Source organism: Candidatus Accumulibacter contiguus, assembly GCF_036625285.1.
Classification (GTDB): Bacteria; Pseudomonadota; Gammaproteobacteria; order Burkholderiales; family Rhodocyclaceae; genus Accumulibacter; species Accumulibacter contiguus.
Genome location: NZ_JAZKUC010000001.1, coordinates 574,591 through 595,301 on the forward strand (window position 1 = coordinate 574,591; position 20,711 = coordinate 595,301).

General features: G+C 58.9%; 20 protein-coding genes. 18 read left to right on the forward strand and 2 right to left on the reverse strand.

The features are described 5' to 3' along the window. Positions 1-237 precede the first annotated feature (237 nt). From V5B59_RS02800 to V5B59_RS02845, 10 genes are all read left to right on the forward strand, one after another. Complete coding sequence (locus tag V5B59_RS02800; protein ID WP_332351555.1) at positions 238-684, forward strand: Arm DNA-binding domain-containing protein; 447 nt, start codon at positions 238-240, stop codon at positions 682-684. Next, positions 681-1,583: a tyrosine-type recombinase/integrase gene (locus V5B59_RS02805; RefSeq protein WP_332351556.1), complete on the forward strand. Its 903-nt coding sequence runs from the start codon at positions 681-683 to the stop codon at positions 1,581-1,583. The genes V5B59_RS02800 and V5B59_RS02805 overlap by 4 nt, the downstream gene beginning before the upstream one ends. A gap of 425 nt (positions 1,584-2,008) precedes the next feature. Beyond that, the gene (locus V5B59_RS02810; RefSeq protein WP_332351557.1) at positions 2,009-3,196 is read left to right on the forward strand and encodes an IS4 family transposase; all 1,188 of its coding nucleotides are present in this window, start codon (positions 2,009-2,011) and stop codon (positions 3,194-3,196) included. A 121-nt stretch (positions 3,197-3,317) separates the two neighbouring features. Beyond that, positions 3,318-3,761 carry a helix-turn-helix domain-containing protein gene (locus tag V5B59_RS02815; protein ID WP_332351558.1) on the forward strand — a complete coding sequence of 148 codons (444 nt, stop codon included), beginning with the start codon at positions 3,318-3,320 and terminating at the stop codon, positions 3,759-3,761. Then, positions 3,758-4,045 (forward strand): HigA family addiction module antitoxin, encoded by a 288-nt coding sequence (locus tag V5B59_RS02820; protein WP_332351559.1) that lies wholly within the window; start codon positions 3,758-3,760, stop codon positions 4,043-4,045. Before V5B59_RS02815 ends, V5B59_RS02820 begins: the two co-directional genes overlap by 4 nt. Before the next feature lie 146 nt (positions 4,046-4,191). Next, positions 4,192-5,457 carry a hypothetical protein gene (locus tag V5B59_RS02825; protein WP_332351560.1) on the forward strand — a complete coding sequence of 422 codons (1,266 nt, stop codon included), beginning with the start codon at positions 4,192-4,194 and terminating at the stop codon, positions 5,455-5,457. Between the two features lie 110 nt (positions 5,458-5,567). Beyond that, positions 5,568-5,795: a monooxygenase gene (locus V5B59_RS02830; protein ID WP_332351561.1), complete on the forward strand. Its 228-nt coding sequence runs from the start codon at positions 5,568-5,570 to the stop codon at positions 5,793-5,795. Then, positions 5,792-6,145 carry a hypothetical protein gene (locus V5B59_RS02835; protein WP_332351562.1) on the forward strand — a complete coding sequence of 118 codons (354 nt, stop codon included), beginning with the start codon at positions 5,792-5,794 and terminating at the stop codon, positions 6,143-6,145. Before V5B59_RS02830 ends, V5B59_RS02835 begins: the two co-directional genes overlap by 4 nt. A gap of 133 nt (positions 6,146-6,278) precedes the next feature. Continuing rightward, a complete protein-coding gene (locus tag V5B59_RS02840) occupies positions 6,279-8,429 on the forward strand; it encodes an AAA family ATPase (protein ID WP_332351563.1) in 2,151 nt (716 codons plus the stop codon). A 406-nt stretch (positions 8,430-8,835) separates the two neighbouring features. Continuing rightward, positions 8,836-9,213 carry a DUF5681 domain-containing protein gene (locus tag V5B59_RS02845; protein ID WP_332351564.1) on the forward strand — a complete coding sequence of 126 codons (378 nt, stop codon included), beginning with the start codon at positions 8,836-8,838 and terminating at the stop codon, positions 9,211-9,213. Here the strand turns inward: V5B59_RS02845 and V5B59_RS02850 are convergent. Further along, a complete protein-coding gene (locus V5B59_RS02850; RefSeq protein WP_332351565.1) occupies positions 9,167-10,138 on the reverse strand; it encodes a transposase in 972 nt (323 codons plus the stop codon). The genes V5B59_RS02845 and V5B59_RS02850 overlap by 47 nt on opposite strands. A gap of 529 nt (positions 10,139-10,667) precedes the next feature. Between V5B59_RS02850 and V5B59_RS02855 the strand changes: the two genes are divergently transcribed. The 8 genes from V5B59_RS02855 to V5B59_RS02900 all read left to right on the forward strand — a co-directional run bounded on the left by V5B59_RS02855 (position 10,668) and on the right by V5B59_RS02900 (position 19,230). Further along, positions 10,668-10,874 (forward strand): hypothetical protein, encoded by a 207-nt coding sequence (locus V5B59_RS02855; protein ID WP_332351566.1) that lies wholly within the window; start codon positions 10,668-10,670, stop codon positions 10,872-10,874. Continuing rightward, a complete protein-coding gene (locus V5B59_RS02860; RefSeq protein WP_169070270.1) occupies positions 10,871-11,176 on the forward strand; it encodes a hypothetical protein in 306 nt (101 codons plus the stop codon). The genes V5B59_RS02855 and V5B59_RS02860 overlap by 4 nt, the downstream gene beginning before the upstream one ends. A 135-nt stretch (positions 11,177-11,311) precedes the next feature. Next, entirely contained in the window at positions 11,312-12,580 is a 1,269-nt protein-coding gene (locus tag V5B59_RS02865) for a hypothetical protein (RefSeq protein ID WP_169070269.1), read from the forward strand. Positions 12,581-12,617: 37 nt separating this feature from the next. Beyond that, positions 12,618-16,493: a DEAD/DEAH box helicase gene (locus V5B59_RS26085; protein WP_408612883.1), complete on the forward strand. Its 3,876-nt coding sequence runs from the start codon at positions 12,618-12,620 to the stop codon at positions 16,491-16,493. 52 nt (positions 16,494-16,545) lie between these two features. Next, entirely contained in the window at positions 16,546-17,496 is a 951-nt protein-coding gene (locus V5B59_RS02885) for a hypothetical protein (protein WP_332351567.1), read from the forward strand. A gap of 638 nt (positions 17,497-18,134) precedes the next feature. After that, complete coding sequence (locus V5B59_RS02890) at positions 18,135-18,569, forward strand: DUF5681 domain-containing protein (RefSeq protein WP_169070266.1); 435 nt, start codon at positions 18,135-18,137, stop codon at positions 18,567-18,569. Further along, complete coding sequence (locus V5B59_RS02895; RefSeq protein ID WP_169070265.1) at positions 18,566-18,832, forward strand: hypothetical protein; 267 nt, start codon at positions 18,566-18,568, stop codon at positions 18,830-18,832. Before V5B59_RS02890 ends, V5B59_RS02895 begins: the two co-directional genes overlap by 4 nt. Next, positions 18,829-19,230 (forward strand): hypothetical protein, encoded by a 402-nt coding sequence (locus tag V5B59_RS02900; RefSeq protein ID WP_169070264.1) that lies wholly within the window; start codon positions 18,829-18,831, stop codon positions 19,228-19,230. The genes V5B59_RS02895 and V5B59_RS02900 overlap by 4 nt, the downstream gene beginning before the upstream one ends. Before the next feature lie 69 nt (positions 19,231-19,299). Here the strand turns inward: V5B59_RS02900 and V5B59_RS02905 are convergent, their stop codons facing one another. Next, positions 19,300-20,310 carry a DnaJ domain-containing protein gene (locus tag V5B59_RS02905; protein ID WP_332351568.1) on the reverse strand — a complete coding sequence of 337 codons (1,011 nt, stop codon included), beginning with the start codon at positions 20,308-20,310 and terminating at the stop codon, positions 19,300-19,302. Positions 20,311-20,711 lie beyond the last annotated feature (401 nt).

A 20,711-nucleotide genomic window follows, 5' to 3' on the forward strand; every position in this document is an offset into this window, starting at 1 on the left:
GCTAAGTGCTTGTTTCTTTGGTGGTGATGGGTGGAATTGAACCACCGACCTATGGGTTATGAATCCCAACTTCTAGGCATTTTTCGGCGTTGAAAGGGATGTACGGAAGAATGTTAAACGTCGTAAAAACAACAATCTAGCGTAAATTGACGTTGCACGACGTTGAACGGAATTGCTATAATCTGCTTACTATGTGCTTACTGGATTCCGCTGGTAAGCAAAACCGGAGGCCATCAGATGAGCGAAAACAAGGTTCCTTTCACTGCCGGGCGAGTGTCCAAGTTTGTCTGCGAGGCAGGCAAAGCAGCGTCCTTTTTATGGGACACCGAATCGACCGGACTCGGCCTGAAGGCGTCAGCCGGCGGCAGCAAGGTCTACGTCTTGCAGAGCCGCTTGGAGTCTGGCGCATCGGTTCGGCTGACCATCGGCAGCACCAAGGCATGGACCCTTGGCGCCGCACGCGACGAGGCCCGGCGCCTGCAAGTGCTCATTGACTCAGGTAACGATCCGCGCCAAGAGAAGCGCGACCGGATAGCCGAAGCCGAGGCCAAGCGCGCCGAAGCCGATGCCAAGCGATCGAGCTGGAGCGCATCGCCGCGCCGGCAATGGAAGCCTGGCAGAAGTACATCGAAGCGCGCGCCCCGCGGTGGAGTCAAAGCCATCTCGGCGACCATGCGACCGTGAGCAAGGAAGGAGGGGAGCACCGCACCCAAGGGCGCCGACCCGGCGAGAGTGACAAGACTCTGCCGGGCATCCTGCGCCCGCTGCTGGCCCTTCCTCTGGAACAGATCGACGCTGACCGCGTGCGCGTCTGGCTGCAAGATGAATCCGCCAAGCGCCCGACCCATACCCGCCTTGCCTTCGGCCTGCTGCGCGCTTTCCTGAACTGGTGCTCAGATCGCCCCGAGTACCGCGACCAAGCACGCACCGACGCCTGCATCACGCGCATGGCCCGCGACGAACTGCCGAAGAAATCCGCCAAGGACGATTGCCTGCAACGCGAGCAACTGCCGGCATGGTTCGCCGCCGTGCGCCAGATTCAGAATCCCGTCATCGCCGCCTACCTGCAAACCGCCCTGCTGACTGGCGCGCGCCGTGAAGAGGTAGCCGGTATCCGCTGGGAAGATGTGGACTTCCAGTGGAAGGCCCTGACCATCAAGGACAAGGTTGAGGGCGAGCGCACTATCCCGCTGACGCCCTACGTCGCTTCGCTGCTGGCCGCCCTGCCCCGTCGCAATGAATGGGTGTTCAGCAGCCCCACAGCGGCATCTGGCAGGCTGCAGGAGCCGCGCATCATGCACAACAAGGCATTGACCGCTGCCGGGCTGCCAGCACTGAGCATACACGGCCTGCGCCGGTCCTTTGGTACGCTGGCCGAATGGGTGGAATGCCCCGCGGGAGTCTCTGCGCAGATCATGGGCCACAAGCCAAGCGCGACCGCGGAGAAGCATTACCGGGTTCGCCCGCTCGATCTGTTGCGCCAGTGGCACACCAAGATTGAAGGCTGGATTCTCGATCAAGCCGGTATCGAGCAACCGGCCGAAGATCGGGGGCACGGCCTGCGAGTCGTCAATGCTGTCTGACAGTTCAGGCAAGGTAGATGTGCCTGCGTTGAACTATTGCCATCTGAGGCATACAATGTATTGCCATGAGCAAGATTTCCTGCATCAAGCCGACCGATAAGCAAGCTATCGAGTGGGTGCCAAGTGCTACAGACCTTGCAGAATGGCCATATCAGCGAACCGTTGCACCAGGACATCAGGGGCGACTGGCGGTGTAACGTGAGTTGGTTTTATGCAGGGGTTCGCCTCAATGCTCTCAACGTAACGCGCCATTGTCATAATTTGATCAACGGTCAGATACCCGGTTGCACGTCGGGCAGGCTCCTGGCAAAATGCCTATCCCCTTGATACCCAGGTAAGATTTTATATGCCAAGATCTTTATGTCAATGTCGTTGACTCGTTCTCTAACTTCCTTTTTTCTCAAGCTTTTTTCATTCAGTCGCGTTTGACGGAGAAGGCTTTCTCCCGAACAGGCATCCTCAGTTTTCCCCGCCTGATCGCCTGCCTGCTCGGTGGGTACACGTCCAAAGTGCAGTCTGAACTGGACGCCTTCTTCGCCAACCTGGCGAACCGCGCCGACCTGGCACGAGAAGTCTCGGCGCAGGCCTTTGCCAAAGCCCGGAAGCAGGTGTCGGCCGCCGCCTTCTCGCTTCTCAACGATCATTTCCTCACCCTGGTCGATGCGCAGTTCGGCTTTCCTCTCTGGCACGGGCTGCGCGTCGTCGCCGGCGATGCCACGGACTTGCACCTGACCCTGTTCGGCAAGACCCGTGACGGCAAGCGCTCCGTCCGCCACAAGATCGAGGCCAAAGGCTTCGCGCTCTATCTGCCCGGGATCGAAATGACCCTGGCCGCCAGGCTCTACTCCACCGACGTCGGCGAGCGCCAGATGCTCTTCGAACACCTCGACAAACTCCGCCACAATGACCTCCTCGTGCTCGACCGCGGTTACCCAGCCTACTGGCTCTTCGCCGCCTTGTGGCAGCGAAAACTCCATTTCTGCATGCGGGTCGACAGCCTCAATTTCAACGTCATCAAGACATTCCGCCGATCCGGCCTGCTTGAGCAAATCGTCACCCTGCCAGCCCCCTGCAAACAGGACGCGCTCGATTACGAAATTGCCCGCACTCCTTGCCAGGTTCGACTCATTCGCCAGGTGTTCGGCCACAAGGTGCGCGTTCTCGTGACCTCGCTCCTCGATCTGGATGCCTACCCCGCCGCCGCCTTCGGGGCGCTCTATCACTCCCGCTGGAGAATTGAGGAAGCCTTCAAACGGCTCAAGCACCGTCTGGCCCTCGAACACCTGTCGGGCATGTCCTGGCTGGCCGCACAACAAGACTTCGGCGCAAAAATCCTCTGCGACAACCTCAATGCCCTGGCCGTCCATGCCGCCAGTGAATCCCTCGATCCCAATACCCGCGCACGCTACTTCATCAACCGCGGCGACACCTTCTCTCGCATCAAGCGCACCCTCGGACGCTGGCTCCTCCAGGGCATCAATGCTCTCGACAATGTCGCCTCCGTCTTCGACGAACTCATCAAGAACCTCGTCCAGATAAAACCAAACAGGTCATCTCCCAGAAATTTCACCAAAAAACCACATTTATCACATGCTTACAAAAACGGGGTATGACTATGTTCTGATAGGTTGAGAGCATTGGGGTTCGCCTGACTGTGGGCGTAATTTTCAAGTTGTCCGACAAGGGCGAGTGGGTGGTCATAGCGACGGTATTCGAGGGATGAGGATGGGCCAAATGCTGAAGTACGAAGATTGCGGACTGGAAAACATCTGGCTGGCGAACGGTTTCCGTTACGAGGATCTGGAGGGGGCCGGCCGCTGCCTGGAAATCGACGACATCGACGGCTTGCACCGCGCTATCGGGCATGGTCTTGTGAATTACAAGAAGCGACTGACGGGCGCCGAAATCCACTTCCTTCGCGTCGAAATGGGAATGTCTCAGAAGCGCTTGGCCGATTGCCTGGGGGTCGATGAGCAAACTGTGTCGTTATGGGAACGCAGCAAGCGCCGGCCGGCAATTGCAGCAGAGCGAATGTTGCGACTGCTGTACCTGGAACGTATGGACGGCACTACCAAAGTTGCTGAACTTATCGAACAGTGGAATGACACCGATCGCCAAGAAGAGGAAGGGCGCCGGGTGTTCGAGGACACTGAGCATGGGTGGCGGCTGGCGGCATGAGCAGGATGCATAACCCGGCACACCCCGGCGAAGTGCTGCGGGAATGGCTGCCGGAAGACATGACGGTGACGCAAGCGGCGAAGGAATTGCAGGTTTCTCGCGTGACGCTTTCCAAGGTGCTGAACGGCAAGGCTGACGTCACGGCAGGTATGGCGCTGCGTCTGTCTGCCTGGCTGGGCACGTCCGCCGATCTGTGGGTGGGGATGCAGAGCCAGTGGGATCTGTGGCAAGCCGAGCAACTGCCGAAGCCGAACATCATGCCGCTGGAAAGACTTGCCGCCTGACCGAGTATCACCGCCGCCTGACGGCTTGCAGGCAACGAGCACCACTGCCGCGCCTATCCCGAGGCCGATCACCGAGGGAGAAAACCGGGTCCCTTCACCCGGCTGGCGCGGCACCCCAAACGAAGGAGCATTTGAAGGAATGATCGATGAACGTCGTAGTTCTCATCAACGGCCGCGAGGCGATTCCGGTTCGGGCTATCCCGTTCGTAACGGGGCGGTGGATGTCTCCGGATGTGGTTGCGAGATCCTTTGCCCGTACTGATTCTTGGCGGGACATGCGGGAGGTATCTGCCTATCAGTTGCTTGGTGGCGTAATCCACGGCCCAATTTTGCCCAAGGAATGGGATGTCGTCGAAGATTTACTACAGGCACTCGAAGCCAAGCTCGATTCTCTGAGCGATAACCACACGGATACTCGCCCGATCTGGATAAGCGAATCGGTTTCTGTTTTGCCTGCCTCTGTGTTTGTTTGGAAAGACCAGTTCGAGCAGTATTTTCGCGGAGAATACTCTCCGTGGAGATTTCACAAGATTGACGAGCGCCCCGGTGACCGAGAACTGAACTTCTCGCCGATGATCACACCACCGTCGCTACGCGACGTGGTCATGGAGGGGTTCGAGGATTCGGCAGGCGATTTGCCGCAGATACCGCCGACACCCATCAATAACCGACAGTCGTTGTTGCGCCGGCGCAAGTCCGTAACCCTCGAAGAAGCTGCGGAAATGCTCACTGGAATTGAGGGATGGACCAAAGAGAATCGAGCCGCCATTGACTTGATGAGGGAGTCTATTCAACACGGCGAACTTGAGCCGGAGAACGTTCATTACTGGAACGAAGACGCTTGGACCTTTGACGGAAGCCGCGCGGTGCTCGACCAAGGCGCGACAACGGTAACGGTAGCCAACTTCGAGGCGTGGCGAGCGCGCATTTTCCCATCCACTGATTCCGGTCTGGACAGGCCGAAAGATAGCCAGCGTTCGCAAGCGGGATTCAGCCCGCCGGATGCCTTTCAGCAGGCGGTGACCGAGGGCACGCCGACGGCTGACACCCCGCCGCCGCAGGCACCGGCTGAATCGCAAGGGCAGACCGGCACCGCTCATTCTGGAACGCCGCAGAAGGCCGCGCCAGAGGTAACGCCTGTGGCACCAAAGAAAAAGGATCTCGTGGCCTGGCAGGACGTGGTGCTGGAGAACTGGCCCAAGATTGCCGAGCACAAGAAAAAGCCACCAGCAAGGGAGGTTATGAAGTGGCTCAGGAACGACGGACCACGCGATACATTCCCCGCTGAATCTCGACCTGCCCGTGACTCGCTGTGCTGGATTGACGGGGATGGAGGATCGCATACGCTCACCATCACCAGGCTCAGCACAGTGCTTGCAGAGTGGCGCAAAGCCGGCAAGATTCCTGCGTGAAAAGAAAGTTTCCTGCACGGCATCCTGCACGGCTTCCTGTTTCCTGTTCAGGAAAATGACCCTGATGTATTGATATTGAATGGCGATGCTTCTTAACCAAGGACATCGCCATGCAACAAAACCACACCGCGCCGAGCATTCGCCCGGCTGCAAAAATCACAACCGAAGCGCTTACTGCGAAGTTCGACCAGAGCGCCGAGCAGTTCGCCGCGCTGAATCAAGTCAAGGCGCAGTCAGTCCGGGCGCGCCTATGCCGCACGGGTAGTTACTTCGGAGTGGTGCCGGTCAAATTGGCAAACGGACGCCTTGCTTGGCCTGCTGTTCAGGTGGCGAAATGAAAACGCCCGCCCTTCCCGAAGAAAAGACGAGCGCCCCAGACAAGCGCGATTTTATCACGGCCAATTCGCTCAAGGCCCGACTGCAAGCCGGCGAAATCATCGGCGCAACCGACTACGACGAGAGCATCAGAGCACAGTTCTGGGCTGCAATCGCCCGTGTCCGCGACGACCTGCCTTGTGTCCGCCCGACTTGGCGCACGCTCAACGAGCGGCACATCGACGGCATTCGGACGCGGCAGAAGATGTTCCGGATTGTCCCACGCCAACGGGGAGTCATTGACGCGACGCTGGCCGGGTTGATCGCCCTGGCCGCGGTCTGCGCCGCGATGCTGATCGGTGGCCCGCTGTGAGCCGCCCGAACGAATGGGACACGGCGCACTCCATCGCCAGCCAGATCCCGAACTGCGCCGGCCGCGCGAAGCATCGGGCGATTTCGATGCTACTGGCAACGCTTCTGGACCTGCTGCGGAGTGCGGGGACGTGATGCGCGACGCCTTCGCCGAGATCGAGCGCGCCAGGTCCGCACTCTGGCACCTTGACGCCGGCACCGACCGCGATACCTGGGTAAAGACCGGAATGGCCGCCAAGGCCGCCGGGCTGGATTTCGACACCTGGCACGACTGGAGTGCGACCGCCAGCAACTATCGCAACGAGGCCGAATGCCGATCTGTCTGGCAGAGCATCACGGATGGCGCCGTCACCGCCGCTTCGCTGTTCGGCGCTGCCCGCGCTGCCGGTTGGACTGATGGCGACGAGCCGCCGACCAATCGCCCGCAATCGCACCAGGGACGACCGAAGCAACCCGAGGCACCCAAGCCCCCATTGCATGACCCGAGCGCCCTGTGGGGCGCTTGCGCCCCCGCTACGGCAGAGCACCCCTACATCATCAAAAAGCTTGGATTGACTGACGGTTTGCGCGTCTATCACGGTCCTATGACGATTGCCGGGAAACCTTGCGATGGCTCGCTGGTGCTGCCTTGCAGGACTCTGGACAGCGATCTGGCGAGCCTGCAATTCATTATCCCAGACGGGGCCAAGCTGTTTTTGCCGGAATGCAAGTTGCCCCATGATGGATGCTTAATTGTCGGTGGCCCGATCAAGCCCGAGGGCGATGTCTACATCGTGGAGGGCGTCGGGCAGGCATGGAGCGCGCACCAAGCCACGAGACAGCCCGCAGTGGTGGCTTTCGGCGTTGGCCGCATGCTGACGGTGGCCCGATCGTTGCGCGAGCGATACCCAGCCGTCAAGCTGGTGGTCGTGGCCGACTCCGGCAAGGAGAACCAATGCTCCGCCATCGCCAAGAGCATCGGTCATGCCAAATGGGTTGAAATGCCCGAGGGCAGCCCGAGCAACTACGACCTGAACGACTTCCATCAGGCGAACGACCTCAAGGCCGTGGCCAGCCTGCTGGCTGGCGCCAAGGTCCTGCCTTCGCGGTTCGGTCTGGCACAGCGCACCGCCGATCGTCTATTCGTCGGGGAGCCACCGCCCGTCAACTGGCTGGTTCGTGGAGTCTTTCCGCTTGGCGTGTGCTGTCTCATCGCATCGCCACCGAATGTCGGCAAGAGCTTTCTTTCTCTCGACATGGCCGCAAAGGTGGCCAGCTACCACGCAGAACTCGATTACTCTTTCGGGGCTGCCGTGGTCGCGCACGGACGAGCCATCTATATCTCGGCAGAAGACGACGAACCGGAGATTCACCGCCGCCTGTGGAGCCTCTGCGACGGCCGCATGCCCGAGCGCTTGCACGTGTTGTCTCTGCCGGATGTCGGCCACTTCGGCATCATCGAGGCCGATCGCACAACGAAGGAATACCGCCCTACCGAGGCATGGCGCGACCTCGTTGCGGAGATCCGCGAACTGCCCGACGTGAAGCTGATTGTACTGGACACGCTCCAGGCACTGACGTGCGGCGACACGAACACGGTAGAGGCCACGCAGCCATTGATGAACGAGGCAACCACCTTGGCATCGGAGACAGGCGCTTGCGTGCTGCTGGTGCATCACGTGGCCAAGGGGAGCACCAAGGGAATTGCTACGGCCCTCGATGCAATGGAGAGCATCCGCGGCTCAGGGGCGATTGCCGGCACAGCCCGCGCCGCCTATGTGCTGTGGCCCCCTCCTGACGGTGGCGCACAGGTTTGTGAAATTCTCGGCGAGCGATACGCCGAAGGAAAAATCGCATTCGGTATCGTGGCGAAGAAATACGGCGACGCCCGCCGCGACCGCACCGTATTCGTGCGCGACGATCGCGGCATTCTGCAGGACCGAACGCAGCAATACCTGGTTCTTTCCGGGACCGCCGACAACGAGATGCTGCGCGCCGATCTGCTGAAGGCCATCCGGGACAAGTGGCAGGAGGGGCAATCTTTTGCCGCCAGTGGCAAAGCGGATAACGGGCTGCACGCTCGCCGAACCGAATTGCCCGAGGCGTTCCACGAAAAGACGCGCGCATGGTTCGACGATATTACCGGCAAGCTGGTGGCCGATGGCAGTATCAGACGATTGGTTTACAGAGGTGGCAACCGCCTGTGCCCGCCCGACGCAACCGACGCCGTACCGAAACCCGCGCCAGAAGCGAATGACGAAAGCGTATCGACAGAAGCGGAATATGCCGAAGAGGTAACGGCATGAGCGCCCGAAATATGACGAAGAACTGCGCAGGTTTTCAAACTGCGCCGCGCAGTTCAGGCGTCTGCGCAGTTCGCGCCAAAAGAAGAATCCAGCAATGGCAAGGGTTTGCAGCCCGTTTTTATGACATTGGAACTGCGCCAATATCGAACTGCGCCAAAGCCCTGCGCAGTTTGCAAGTCATTGATTCAAAAGAAGAAAACGAACTGCGCAACTGCGCCCCCCTAAAGGGGGGTAGAGATTCCGGCGCAGTACCGGAAATCTCTTCCCCTTCGCGGGAGTCGGGGAGGGAGAAAGAACCGTCCTTCTCTGGTACGAAAAGGTATCGGTCAAGGGTAGATCGGTCAGCCTGGCGCGATTCTGTGCACTTGCCGGGCATCAACAATTGAATTAGCAGGAGAGGTTCATAATGGTTTGGAAAAAAGGTCAAAGCGGCAACCCGACCGGGAAGCCCGCCGGAGTACGGAACAAGGCGACGGTCATGGTGCAGTCCATCATGGAGCGAGGCGCAAAGGAAATCACGGAGGCGGTCGTCGGCCTGGCCAAGGAAGGCGACCTGTCGGCTGCACGGCTGGTGCTCGAACGATTGCTGCCGCCAGCGAAGGAGCGCCCGATCAGCTTGGCACTGCCGAGTACCGATACGGCTGGCGGCATCGCCGAGGCGCAGCAAGCCATCCTGCACGCTGTTGCTACCGGCGATCTGCTACCGGGAGAGCAACTGTGTTCCCAGTCAAGCTTTTTTAGGCGCATTTTGCATGCTCTGGATTCCACGGAATACCCGATTTGACTATGGCGTTCATGATCGTCAGCATCTTGTGCATGCAAGCGACCAGCGCGACTTTTTTGAGTTTTCCGTTAGCAAGCAAACGTTCATAAAAGGTCTTGATGACGGGGTTGTAACGTATGGCACTTAAGGCCGCCATGTATAAAGCGGTACGGACCGTCGCTCGACCACCCCAGGTGATGCGCTTACCCTTGTGGCGACCACTGTCCGCGTTTAATGGAGCGACTCCGACCAACTTGCCAATCTGCGCATGGGTGAGTTGGCCCAACTCAGGCAATGCCCCCATCAGACTCGCTTGCGTACACGGTCCGACCCCTTTGAAGCCTTTGAACAAAGCGAGCTTCTCGGCAAAATGCTCTTTCAGCATGCCAGCCATGCTTTTATCAACCGCCACGATCTGTCGATCCAGTATTTTGAGGACTGCCTTGATGCTCTTGTGTTGCGAACCATGGCTCAGGGCCAATCGGTTTCCTTCCGCCACGCGCATGCCAATGAGCTGGTTGTGGCGTACAAGCAAGGCTTCCAACGCCTCCTGGTTGGCATCGGGCAGTTTCATCAACAGCCGTTCCCGCTGCGCCGATTGGTGCAGTGTCCGCGCAAAGTGCGACAGGACTCGCGCATCAATGGCGTCCGTCTTGGAAAGGTATCCCATGGATTTGGCAAAGTCTCGCGCCTGCCTCGGATTGACCACCATCACCGGCAGCCCGGCCGCACAGAGTGCCGCCGCCACCTGGCGCTCGAAGCCTCCCGTGGCCTCCAATACGATCGCCCCAATCTCCTCAGAACGTGGAACGAGCTCTTTGACCAACGCCGCTATATCAGCGTCAGCATTGGCAATGCATTGGGTTTTTGATTGGTCGTCTAAAGCGATCTCCAGCGTGTCTTTGGAAACGTCAATACCCACAAACGTTGATTCAGAAGCGTTCATCTATAGCCATCCTTGCAAATACGTGGTCACGGCTTTCCGGCACGTGCCAACCAGCAACTGTTCGGTATTCAGACAAACGGCTGACAATGCACGCCAAGTGCTCTCCCACGGGCTTGATGTCCCAGAGGGGCGTCGGGCTGTGCGTCGCCTTCCGAACTCGTTTCCACCACACCTCCGTGGCACTCTACGACCTAAACCTTGGGGCTCTGCCCCAAACCCCGCACTCGCCGTGAGGCAGCGGCCGGGGATGATCAACCCCTCCCCAGCCCCTGCCTCAAGTGTACTTGGCTTACAGGATGTCAAGAGGCTTTCGCGGCATAAACGCAAGAGAAAAATACCTCTCTCGCATTTATTCCACGGTCCTCTTGACACCCTTCCAGCCATGACTTCATCTCCTCTCTTGAACGAACGAAAAACCACAAAACGAAGCATACAAGGGCGCGACGATGGCCGGTATCGTGGAAGCGCGACGCAAGGCAGTTGAAACCCACGAACTTGAACAGCGCATCAGCGCACTGGAAGGGAAAAAATGACTGCATTGCAAAAGCGAGTCAGCAAGCTCGAAGGCCCGGCCGGCGCCACCGAACAGGTCAATTTCATCATTCACTTTATTGAGCCGGGCACCATGCGGGTGACGTCACGCCTTCGGCTGATTCCTGGCGGTGGCTCTGTGAAAGTCGATGAAGACGGCAACGAGATCGAAGCGCGCATCACCGCAATGGAGGCAAAGCAATGAGCACAATCGAACGCCGGCTGAACAAGCTGGAAGAAATCAGGAACCGCAACGACGTGGGGGACGAGGTCGACAAGCTGTTCGAAAAGATGGGAACGAGCCGCGCCGCCATGCTGGCCGATTTCGGCAGCCTTTGGAAATTCCGAGACTGGCTGGTCGCGCGGAGTGCTGCGGCCGACCATCAGGCCGGAGTGCCAATAGCTGCGCACCCTCGACAGTGGCAAGGCGATTGCGCAATATCCGCAAAATGGGATGCGATTCTTGACCATGCCGATGCGCTACAGAGCGCTGCGTCTGCACCGTAGCTCGACCGGGCGGGTGTCGGCTATCGTCCAGCGACCGGCATCCTCCAGCGTTGCCCTGCCTTCAAGCCTGCGAACCCGTTGGCCAATTCAATGTAAACTGGGACGCAAGAACAGTTCACGGTCGATGGAGGCGCCATGCAGGTGTTCCGATCCATCCAGGACGACGCCCTGGTGCGCAGTATCGCCGGCGCGACAAGGCGCCTGGTCTTCGTGGCGCCGGGCGTGTCTGCTGCGGTGGGGAAGGTGCTGGAGAACCGCTTGGCACAAGCCCCTGGGCTCCAGATCATGATCGTGCTGGATGCAGACGAAGAAACCTGCCGCCTGGGCTACTGCGATGCGCCGTCGCTCGAAACGCTGAGCAGATCTGCCGCAGGACGGGGCATTCCCATCCGGCAGCAACGAGGCATCCGAATCGGACTGCTGATGGCCGATGACGAAATCCTAGTCTGGACACCCACACCTCTGATGTTCGAAGCACCTCGCGACACAGACGAGCCAAATGGTTTGCTGCTCACACAGGAAACCCTGCAGAGACTGCCCGAGGCGCTCGGTGTTGACCCTGAGCACCCGGCGGCTGACGGCGAGATTGGCGCCGAGCCCCTGCATCCCGAGGACGTCGCCGCGGTGGTCGAGGCAATCAAAGCGGTTCCGCCAGCGCCCTTCGACCTGTCCCGCCTGTCGCGCGTCTTCTCGTCCAAGTTCCAGTTCATCGAAACGGTGCTGCGCGGCGCCGAGCTGACCAAGCGTGAAATGCGACTGGACAGTCTGATCGTCAATTCGGATGCCCCCGAGGAGTTGCAACCCCTGCTGCACACGACGGTACAGCCCTTCAATACGGACGCCGACAAGGCGATCGAGGTGCCGGTACTGGTCAACGGCGAACAGGCTTTCAACAAGGCGGGCCAGCCGCTGAAGGTGCCCACCACGCAGACCGAAGTCCGTAGCTATTGGACCAAGCTGACGGACCGCTACATCGTCAACCTGCCGGGTTTTGGCAAGATCATCCGCCACTCCGACAAGGTGAAGTTTGAAGAGGGCAAGGCGGCCTTCGAGATCGTGCTCAAGGATTGGGTGAAGGGCTTTCAGGATCTGGTTAAGGGCGACCACGATCAGCGTGTGCAACGCGTGGTTACCCTCATCGAGCAGCGCATGCAACGGGCGAACGAGCGTCAGAAGCTGACACGAGACAAGATCGAAGAGTTGGTGCGAAAGGGCTTGGACAACCTGCGGGTGATCGAGCCAACCGTGAAAGTGGTCTACAAGAACATCACCGTCGAATCGACCCGTGACAAAGAGTTCCTTGAAGTCCTGCGTAAAGCCGTACCTGAACAGGAGCTTGAAGGTTGGTTTCAGATTTTCAGCGCGGCACCGATGGTGCAGACGAGTCCGGGCAGTTGCCGATGACCCGGAATTTGCGACGGCCTTGCAGGACACCGCGAGGGTGAATCCACTTGTCCGTCATTTCCTGCCGTCCGTCGTTCGCGGGGTTTACCGCTTTGATGACGGGTTTTTCGACGTTCGAGACGACCGAGGCTACCAACAGTTCGTCAACGACAAGCTGCGATTTCTGCCACCCGATCCGAGGAAAGAGATCCTAGCCAGATTCCCGGTCAGCAACGATTTCCACAGTGGGCGGCGACAGCGCACTCTGCCCACGGACTTGCTGGAATCCCCCCAGGCAACTGCGCCACGGGCTAAAGCCTTCTTCCGCAGACACCAGTATTTCCACAACGCCCTTGCCGATGACCGACTCGCCGGCGACCGCCAATTGCAGGAGGCCGCGAACTACCTGGAGATCCAGTTCGTCAAGAGGATTCTTGCACGCCTGCTGAACGAGGAAGGACTTCACGCTGTTCATCCGCAACGTCGTGTCGGGCGATACTCCCTGGACTTTGCCATCGAGGGTACCAACAAACTTGCGCTGGAGGTAGACGGATTTGCGAAGTTTCGGACCCGCCCGGAACTCGACGACTTTACGAAGCGCCAAAACTTCATCACCCAGCAGGGCTGGCGGGTATTGCGGTACACCTACGGCCAGGTGATGAAAACACCCGAGGTCACGCTGCGCGAGTTGCATGACGTGTTGAGGGCAGACCCGCAGCTTCGCCGCCTCCTGACGATTCAGCCGTACGCGGATTATCAAGCCAGCCTCTTTCCAGAAGAAGCCGGGCAAAGCGTGATCGACTTGGTGAACGATTTCTACCGCACGCAGGATTGTTTCGTGGGCACGCTGCTCACGGCGCCGCAGTTCGGCAACGTCGTGCTGGTCAGGGACAACTTCGGATTTGGCTTCCCGTTTGTCGCTGCTGCCATCAGCGCGCTGTACGAGTTTCTGGACGCAGTCGAGGGGATAGTCGAAACTGCATTCGACTTGCCAATGGTAAGGGTTTCAGGCGAGCAATTTCCGGGCGATTGGTCAGTCCCTTTTCACCCCCTCGTTGCCGTCGCAGAAGACGAGGCCGAAACAGCGCTGACACCCCTGACACTCGACAGCGGAGCGGTCAGACTTGGCGCCTCCAGCGTACTGACTCCGCCCGCGACAGCCGGCGACGTGCGTTTCCGAAGGGATCTCTCGCTCGACGCCATTCAAATGCGCCTGAGCTTCTTCACGCGGAATGTTTTCGAATACGATTCAGAAACCAAGCCGTTTCAGAACAAAGTCCTGCAACGGATCTTCAAAGGGGAGAACATTCTCGGCATCTCAGCGACCGGAAGCGGCAAGTCATTCTGCTTCTGGTTGCCCGGCCTGTTGAAGCCCGGCCTGACGCTGGTCATTGCGCCGCTTCGGTCGCTGATGCGTGACCAGCGGCTGACTTTGCTGAAGTGCGGCATCGCCTCCGCAGAGTTCATCAATTCCGACGTCGGTCAGCTAAAGCAGCAAAGCATTCTCGAAGAAGCGCGTCTGGGCCACGTCCGCCTGCTGTACATCTCGCCGGAGCGCCTCCGCATCAAGAAGTTCCTCGATCAACTCGACCGGCTGAAGGAGTTCGTCCCAGTCCATACCCTCGCCGTGGACGAGGCGCATTGCATTTCGGAGTGGGGTCACGATTTCCGTCCGTCGTACCTCAAACTTCCGCTTCTACGCGAGAGGCTTGCGCAGGACACTGCCGGGCTTCAGCTCATCGCGCTCACCGCGACCGCGGGGCAGCAGGTGCAGGCCGACATGCTCGCCATTCTACGGCTCCGCGGCGGTGAAAACGGAGATGTGGTGAAGGATGAAGTCGCCGACCGGGAGCGGTTCAGTTACCAGATTGTCGCGGCCAAGGACTTGGCGTCGAAGACCGAGGCCTATCGCAAAGTGCTGACCAGGGACGTTGCGAAAGCGCTCCGCCAAGCGACACTTCCGGCGTTGATGCGTCAGGAGAATAAGCATGGCGAGAAGTCGCTTGGAATCGTCTTCTGCATTTACGCGGATCCACACGGCCAACACTCCATCTGGGAAGGCGTGGCGCACTACCTCTCCGAGACGATGGAGATTCTAGAGCCGAACGCTCGGTTCGAACTGGACGCGTTCGGGAGCGGCGCCGTCAGGGCATTCTCCAGCAAAGCGCCGACGCTTTGCCCACACTGTCACTCCTACGCTTACACGAGCAGAGCTCAGACGAGCACGGACGATGCGGAGGATGCGGACGGGGAGGGGTCGATTGACGACACCGACAATGGCGCTGCCAAGAAGGCTGGGATCAAAGTCTGCGGCCACTGCAAGAGAGAGTTCGATGGCGCAGACGCGATCACTCCGCCTAGTTGGGACGAACTGATCAAGGCGAACCAGAACGATTTCAAGAACAGCGGATTCGACATCCTCGTCGCGACGAAGGGATTCGGCATGGGAATCGACAAGAGCAGTGTGCGCTTCGTCGTGCATACCTCGCTGTCGTCCGGCATGGAATCCTGGTACCAGGAAGTCGGGCGTGCCGGCCGCGACAACGAGCGGGCCCACATCGTCTTGCTGACCACGCCGCCCAACGAGAGGTGCCACGGGCAACTGCAACTCGACGATATCAAGCGCCCGCAATGCAACTACCGCGCCGGCTGCACGCACGGAATGGATGGGCTTTGTGACTACGGCAAGCAGCACATGTTTATCGCGAGCAGTTATCCGGGGGCGGAGTCAGATGCCTTCCGCGCGCTGAGAGTCCTTGACCAGCTCATCGTCGCGCGCAAAGCAAGTCAGGACGGCAGCGTTGTGTTGTGCTCCTCGAACAAGTCTCTCTCGCGCGACGAACTGGCGCTCTACCGGCTCACCGTCCTGGGGTTGGTGGACGATTACGTCATCACCTATGCGCGTCCTCCGAGATTTGATGTCGAGTTCACGCTGCCGGAATTGCCTGATCAGGCGGAAGCTTTGGCGCGCCTCGAAAGACAGGTGCAAAGTCGGCTGGCTGAACATCACCCGGACTTTCCCGGTTGGCAAGAACGGCGTGTTCTCAAGGAGCTTGCCCGCTGCCGACAGGAATATCGTCCCTGGGAAAGTTTTCAGCCAAAGTTGCGCAAGTTCGCCGGCTACGGTCAGCTTGTGGAACTTCTCGATGGAATTGAAGTGGTGTTCTATCGCTCGATTTACGAACACCTGTTGTTGCTGCTCGACCACACGTACAAAGACGTGGTGAAGATGCGGTACGACATGTTGTGGAACTTGCTGGAGGTCGTCAGGACCCGCGAGTGCCGTCGCAGCGCAATCTTGGGCTACTTTGGCGACAGTGTGAAAAAGTCGTATCGCTGTGGTTGCTGTGACGTCTGTGCGCCAAACCTGGAATTTCCCGAAATCCGCATTGCTCCCCCGGAGACCAGCAACGCGGAGAGGGAACTTCAGTTGAAAAAGACTCTGGAAAGCGATTCGTTCGACTTGAGCGTCCTAAACGGGCTGGTGGCCGATTTTTCCGACTATCCGACCGCGAAATATCGGCACGCCCGCGCCGTTCTGGAGGGTAATGCAAACAACCTGAACGCACTGTTTATCGCGCGCGAATTCTCTCCGCCGGAAGAGCGCGGAGCGAACTCCAGGCGACTGCTCCGTACCGCCAATCAGCGCCCGGTACCGCTGTCCGAAGTCCAGAGACTCTTGCGGTCGTCCGAGCGCCGGCTGAAACCGGACCTGCTTGCGGTCCTCAACGAAACCGATACCGCGTGCGACTCTCCGGACGGCTGGAATTTTTTGGTCAGTGAGGCTAGCAAGGCGGAGTATCGCAGAAACCAAGAGGTCGCCCGGATGCGTGAGTGCCTGCAGTTCTTTATCCTGGTCGAGGAGGCGTTCCCCGACCACACACGTTCGCTTGCGGCGAAAGCGCGCAGGTTGGAAGAGGTGTTCTATGCCTGAAATTACCAGTGTCGAAGCAATCCGGCAAAAGCTGCAGCAGTTCGACGCACAAGTGGACGGGGCCATTGCCGCCGCGCAAGCCATCAAGCGGGTCAAGAGCGATTCCGAGAAACAGCTCAAGGTTCTGGAAGAACAGTTCAACCAAGGCGAACAGGCCCTTCGCAAGGCCGACGGCATACAGCTCCAGCTTCAAGAGATCCAGGCGGAATGGGAGCGGCTGAAGCAGGAGGTGGCGATGGCGCAGACCGAAAGGAAACAGACGCGCGACCACTTGCTCACGGAACTCGATCGCATCACGCAGTCGGTCGGCAAGCGGCTGGTCGAAGCGGAGGAGCAGTTGCGCTCGACCAACCGGGCGTCGCTCGCCGAACAAGAGGAGAAACTGCAAGGCATCGAATCACGAATAGGGAAGAACGCCGACGCTGCAGAACAGGCCAACGCTTTAACGCAGAAGCGAGCAAACGATCTTGAAAAATTGCTAGCCACGCTTCGCGATGAACTCCAGAGCGATGTTGGCTCAAAACTCCAGGATGCAGAGGATCGGCTGGAGTCGCAATTCCAGGAGGTTCGCAACGGACTGGATGCGCAGTCCGCGCGTCACGAGCGTTTCCTGCAGACCGAAATCGATGCATTCAAGGATGCTGTCAAACATGACTTGGCCGAGCACGAGGGGAAGATCGATCGCCAAATCACGGAGTTCCTGAACAAGCAGAACGCGCTTATCCAGAACCTCACTCAGCAAATCGACAGTTTTCACCGTGTTTCGCGAACGCAGTCAGAGGCCATCGTCGCGACGAGGACCTCGCTCAAAGAGCTTGCGTCCGAATTCAATACGGACCGTGCGGCAACGACGCGTGAGCGGGCCACGCTTGCCGAAGACATTCGAGAACTCAAGGTGCGGGTCGAGAAAGTCGAGTTGTCGTTGTTCGATGTTGCGGAGCGACTCAAGAGCACTCTCGACAAGCTCAAGACGCTTTTTATGGTCGGCAGCAAGTTCAAGTAGCTTGTCCGCCGTGCTTGCTGGATTTCGTACGATCAGCCGCAGCGGGGACTCGGTTGCCTTCGACAACGAATCGGGTACCGTCCCCGATCTGGTGCTCCTCTCGGCGTCAGTTTGCATGGGAAGTCGATAGGGCATCGAAGACTTCGTTCAAAGCGGCGGCACTGCCGTGCAACTCCGCGGCGAGCGCCGCCTATTTTCGTCGACCACGCCATGCTCCGGCTGCCGGTTCGATAGGGACGGGTGGCGCCGAAGTGTGTATGCGGAAAGAAACCGCGTCGACCGAGAGTCAGCTTTCCGCAAAATTTTATCGGATATCGATCAATGATAGTATTTGACTATCATTAACCCCGAAAGAACGGACATGTTGCTTGGCGCTTGGGTTACGGTCATGCGGAAAGCACGACCGCTGAAGAAGTGAGCCCATGCCGGCTGCGGTTGACGAACCTGACTCTCGACTGATAACCACGACTCGATGATGATGACAAGAACTCTCGGCTCGTTTCTGGAGCACATGTCTTGGTGTCTGAAGGCAGCCGAAAAGCGGCGCCCTTCGGTGAGGCTGTAGTCGGCCGGCGCTATGGTTTCGTGAGTGTCACAGAACAAGCCTGCGTTGAAAATACACCGTCGAGGAACAAGGAATGAGCGGAACGCCCCGAACTGAAAAGCTGCGCCCTGGCTGGAAGCCCGGTCAGTCTGGCAACCCGAAGGGCCGCCCGAAGGGCCGCCGCAACCGGGTAACTATCGTTGCTCTGGCTGCGATGGAGGAAGGCGCCGACGCGATCGCGCGCAAAGTGGTGGACATGGCCAAAGAAGGCGACATGAGCGCCGCGCGGCTGGTGCTCGAACGATTGGTGCCACCGGCGAAGGAGCGCCCGATCTTCCTGGCGCTGCCGGACACGAGCACCACTGACGGTATCGCTGATGCGCAGCGGGCGATCCTGCAAGCTGTTGCTGCCGGCGATCTGCTGCCGGGAGAGGCAGCGACGATGGCCGGTATCGTGGAAGCGCGACGCAAAGCCGTTGAGACACTTGAACTGGAACAACGCATCACTGCATTGGAGATCAAGAAATGAGCACCACACTGGAACGACGCATGGCGAAACTGGAAAATGCGGCCACCCCGGACGCGAACCGCATCGACGTGATTTTCCGGCGCATCGTGTCACCCCGTGGTAACCGCGAGGTGGCTCGCGCCAACCTCGGCGACAGGGTTCTGAACCGACGCGCCGACGAGGCCGAAGACGACTTCGTGGAACGGGCGAAAGTCGAAGCGCTGGCTCGCACTGATCGCCGTCCGTGCTGCGTGATTCTGTTGCCCCAGCAAGTAATGCAATGAGCACACTCGAACGACGCTTGACCAAACTCGAAGACGCAATTCTGCCGCCCTCTGTGCAGGCGTTTTGCCTGCTGGTGGAACCGCCGACGGATGCGACCCCCGCGGCATGGGACGAGTACCGGCAGAAGGTCGAAGCAGCGAAGGAGCGAGGCGATTTCGTCGCCATCGTTTCGCCCGTCCGGCAGGGAGACAGACGGCACTACGACAAGGGGGTGACCTACTTCGCCAGTGAATTCGAGGCAGGACTGGTAGAGGCGTCAATGCTTCCGTCGGACCGTGGCAACGACAGTCTGCTGGCCGATACGGTGAAAGATGCAATGGGCAACGTGATAGGGCCAGTGTCCTGCGACAAGACGAGGGACGACGCTCCAGCAAGGTTATGGACCGCAGCGCTCTGACTCATAGATGCTGGCAAAACTTAACATTCGGAAGGGCGGGCCCGCGCCGCCCTCAATGGAATCTTTCGCTTACGCCTTCGAGCGACCCTGCAATGTCCGGATTCGTGCGAGTGGTTCAGACATTTTGTTGTCCTCAAGGAAGCGCACCGCGCTGAGTCCATAGCAGTTAAGCTGATCGAATGGCGCTCCAGCGTCAATCAGCAGATTTGCCATTCGCACATTTTTCTCGGCGGCAGCCAAATGAAGGGGAGTCCGACCTATTCCGTCAGTCACGGAAACATAGAGCGGGTTTTCCATTAGCATGGTAGCCACTCCTTGCAGATCTCCACGCCTAACTAGCCCTAAAAAATTCGAGGCGCCTGAAGTAGCAGAAAGGTTCTCAATTGCCCGATTGGCCCGTTCACGAGCCTCTGGAAAGCCAAAATCGTTCTCTACGCGCTCAATCAAGAGATGGGCGTCAACGTCTGAACCCATTACATCAACTAGCCGGTTCAGCGCCTTGGCTGGCGCCTTCTGACCCGCAAGTATGAGAGACCGGGCAAACTTGAGGATTTGCTTGTTTGTGCCGAAATAGCGTTCCAAAAACATCCGTTCCAAGTGCGAAGCTATTTCAGAACGCCGCACAAATGACTTTGTTTCAAGCATCGCGGTGACAAACGCAAACGCTAGGGATGTTGAGATTTTAGTGAGTGTCGATCGATACTCTTTGAGGTCGGGGTAGATGCTACAGGCGATCTTCCAGCGCCCCTCTAGCTCGCTCAGGGCTGACTCGAATGCTTCGGCTTGTATGTCTTTGTCATCTGCAGTGAACTGGGCCTGCTGGGATTGGGCGCGCGCCCTGTCATAGCCAGATCGAAGAGCTTTGTCACGAAGGACAGAATATGCTTGATTGATAGCGCTCATGCGCCGGTGTGCTTCCATGGCATCACCATTCCACCTATCGGGGTGATAACGCTGTGCTAGCGCGCGGTAGGCCGCGGCAATCACAACCTCCTCAGCGTCAGGAAGGACGCCAAGAATGGCGTAAAGGTCTTCACCTGCCATTAACTCACTCTTCTGGAATATGGACGAAATCAGCACGAAGCTTGCGCCTACCGGAATTGTAGAGGATGAAGGTTTGGCGTCAAATCTTTACTTTCGGCAAGTCGAGGGTATCAAGCGGTAGCATTCCTGTTTAATCGGTTTTTGGTCACAGAGAGGGAGGGGCTATCTTCATAAAGCCGAAGATACTGCGATCGCAAATGCCGAAGGCAACCCTAAGCATGAATCGTTCCTCGCATTGCAGCGCTTCACGTTCAGCCGGTAGCAGTTCATCCTGGCGCGAAAGTTGCGTAGCGCAGCCGCACAATGCTGATGGCAACAGTACGCTGCCAGCGAACAAGGGCGTTTCCGTGGCGCGGTAGGGCGATGGTATGGCCCGACGGCAGATCACCCCGCCAGCGTCGATTGTGCAAGCCCTTGACGGACTCCCGGCGGGGGGC

Coding starts and splice junctions, on each gene's coding strand:
- V5B59_RS02800 (WP_332351555.1), top strand. CDS start 238: ATGAGCGAAAACAAGGTTCCTTTCACTGCCGGGCGAGTGTCCAAGTTT.
- V5B59_RS02815 (WP_332351558.1), top strand. CDS start 3,318: ATGCTGAAGTACGAAGATTGCGGACTGGAAAACATCTGGCTGGCGAAC.
- V5B59_RS02820 (WP_332351559.1), top strand. CDS start 3,758: ATGAGCAGGATGCATAACCCGGCACACCCCGGCGAAGTGCTGCGGGAA.
- V5B59_RS02825 (WP_332351560.1), top strand. CDS start 4,192: ATGAACGTCGTAGTTCTCATCAACGGCCGCGAGGCGATTCCGGTTCGG.
- V5B59_RS02830 (WP_332351561.1), top strand. CDS start 5,568: ATGCAACAAAACCACACCGCGCCGAGCATTCGCCCGGCTGCAAAAATC.
- V5B59_RS02835 (WP_332351562.1), top strand. CDS start 5,792: ATGAAAACGCCCGCCCTTCCCGAAGAAAAGACGAGCGCCCCAGACAAG.
- V5B59_RS02840 (WP_332351563.1), top strand. CDS start 6,279: ATGCGCGACGCCTTCGCCGAGATCGAGCGCGCCAGGTCCGCACTCTGG.
- V5B59_RS02845 (WP_332351564.1), top strand. CDS start 8,836: ATGGTTTGGAAAAAAGGTCAAAGCGGCAACCCGACCGGGAAGCCCGCC.
- V5B59_RS02850 (WP_332351565.1), bottom strand. CDS start 10,138: ATGAACGCTTCTGAATCAACGTTTGTGGGTATTGACGTTTCCAAAGAC.
- V5B59_RS02855 (WP_332351566.1), top strand. CDS start 10,668: ATGACTGCATTGCAAAAGCGAGTCAGCAAGCTCGAAGGCCCGGCCGGC.
- V5B59_RS02860 (WP_169070270.1), top strand. CDS start 10,871: ATGAGCACAATCGAACGCCGGCTGAACAAGCTGGAAGAAATCAGGAAC.
- V5B59_RS02865 (WP_169070269.1), top strand. CDS start 11,312: ATGCAGGTGTTCCGATCCATCCAGGACGACGCCCTGGTGCGCAGTATC.
- V5B59_RS02890 (WP_169070266.1), top strand. CDS start 18,135: ATGAGCGGAACGCCCCGAACTGAAAAGCTGCGCCCTGGCTGGAAGCCC.
- V5B59_RS02895 (WP_169070265.1), top strand. CDS start 18,566: ATGAGCACCACACTGGAACGACGCATGGCGAAACTGGAAAATGCGGCC.
- V5B59_RS02900 (WP_169070264.1), top strand. CDS start 18,829: ATGAGCACACTCGAACGACGCTTGACCAAACTCGAAGACGCAATTCTG.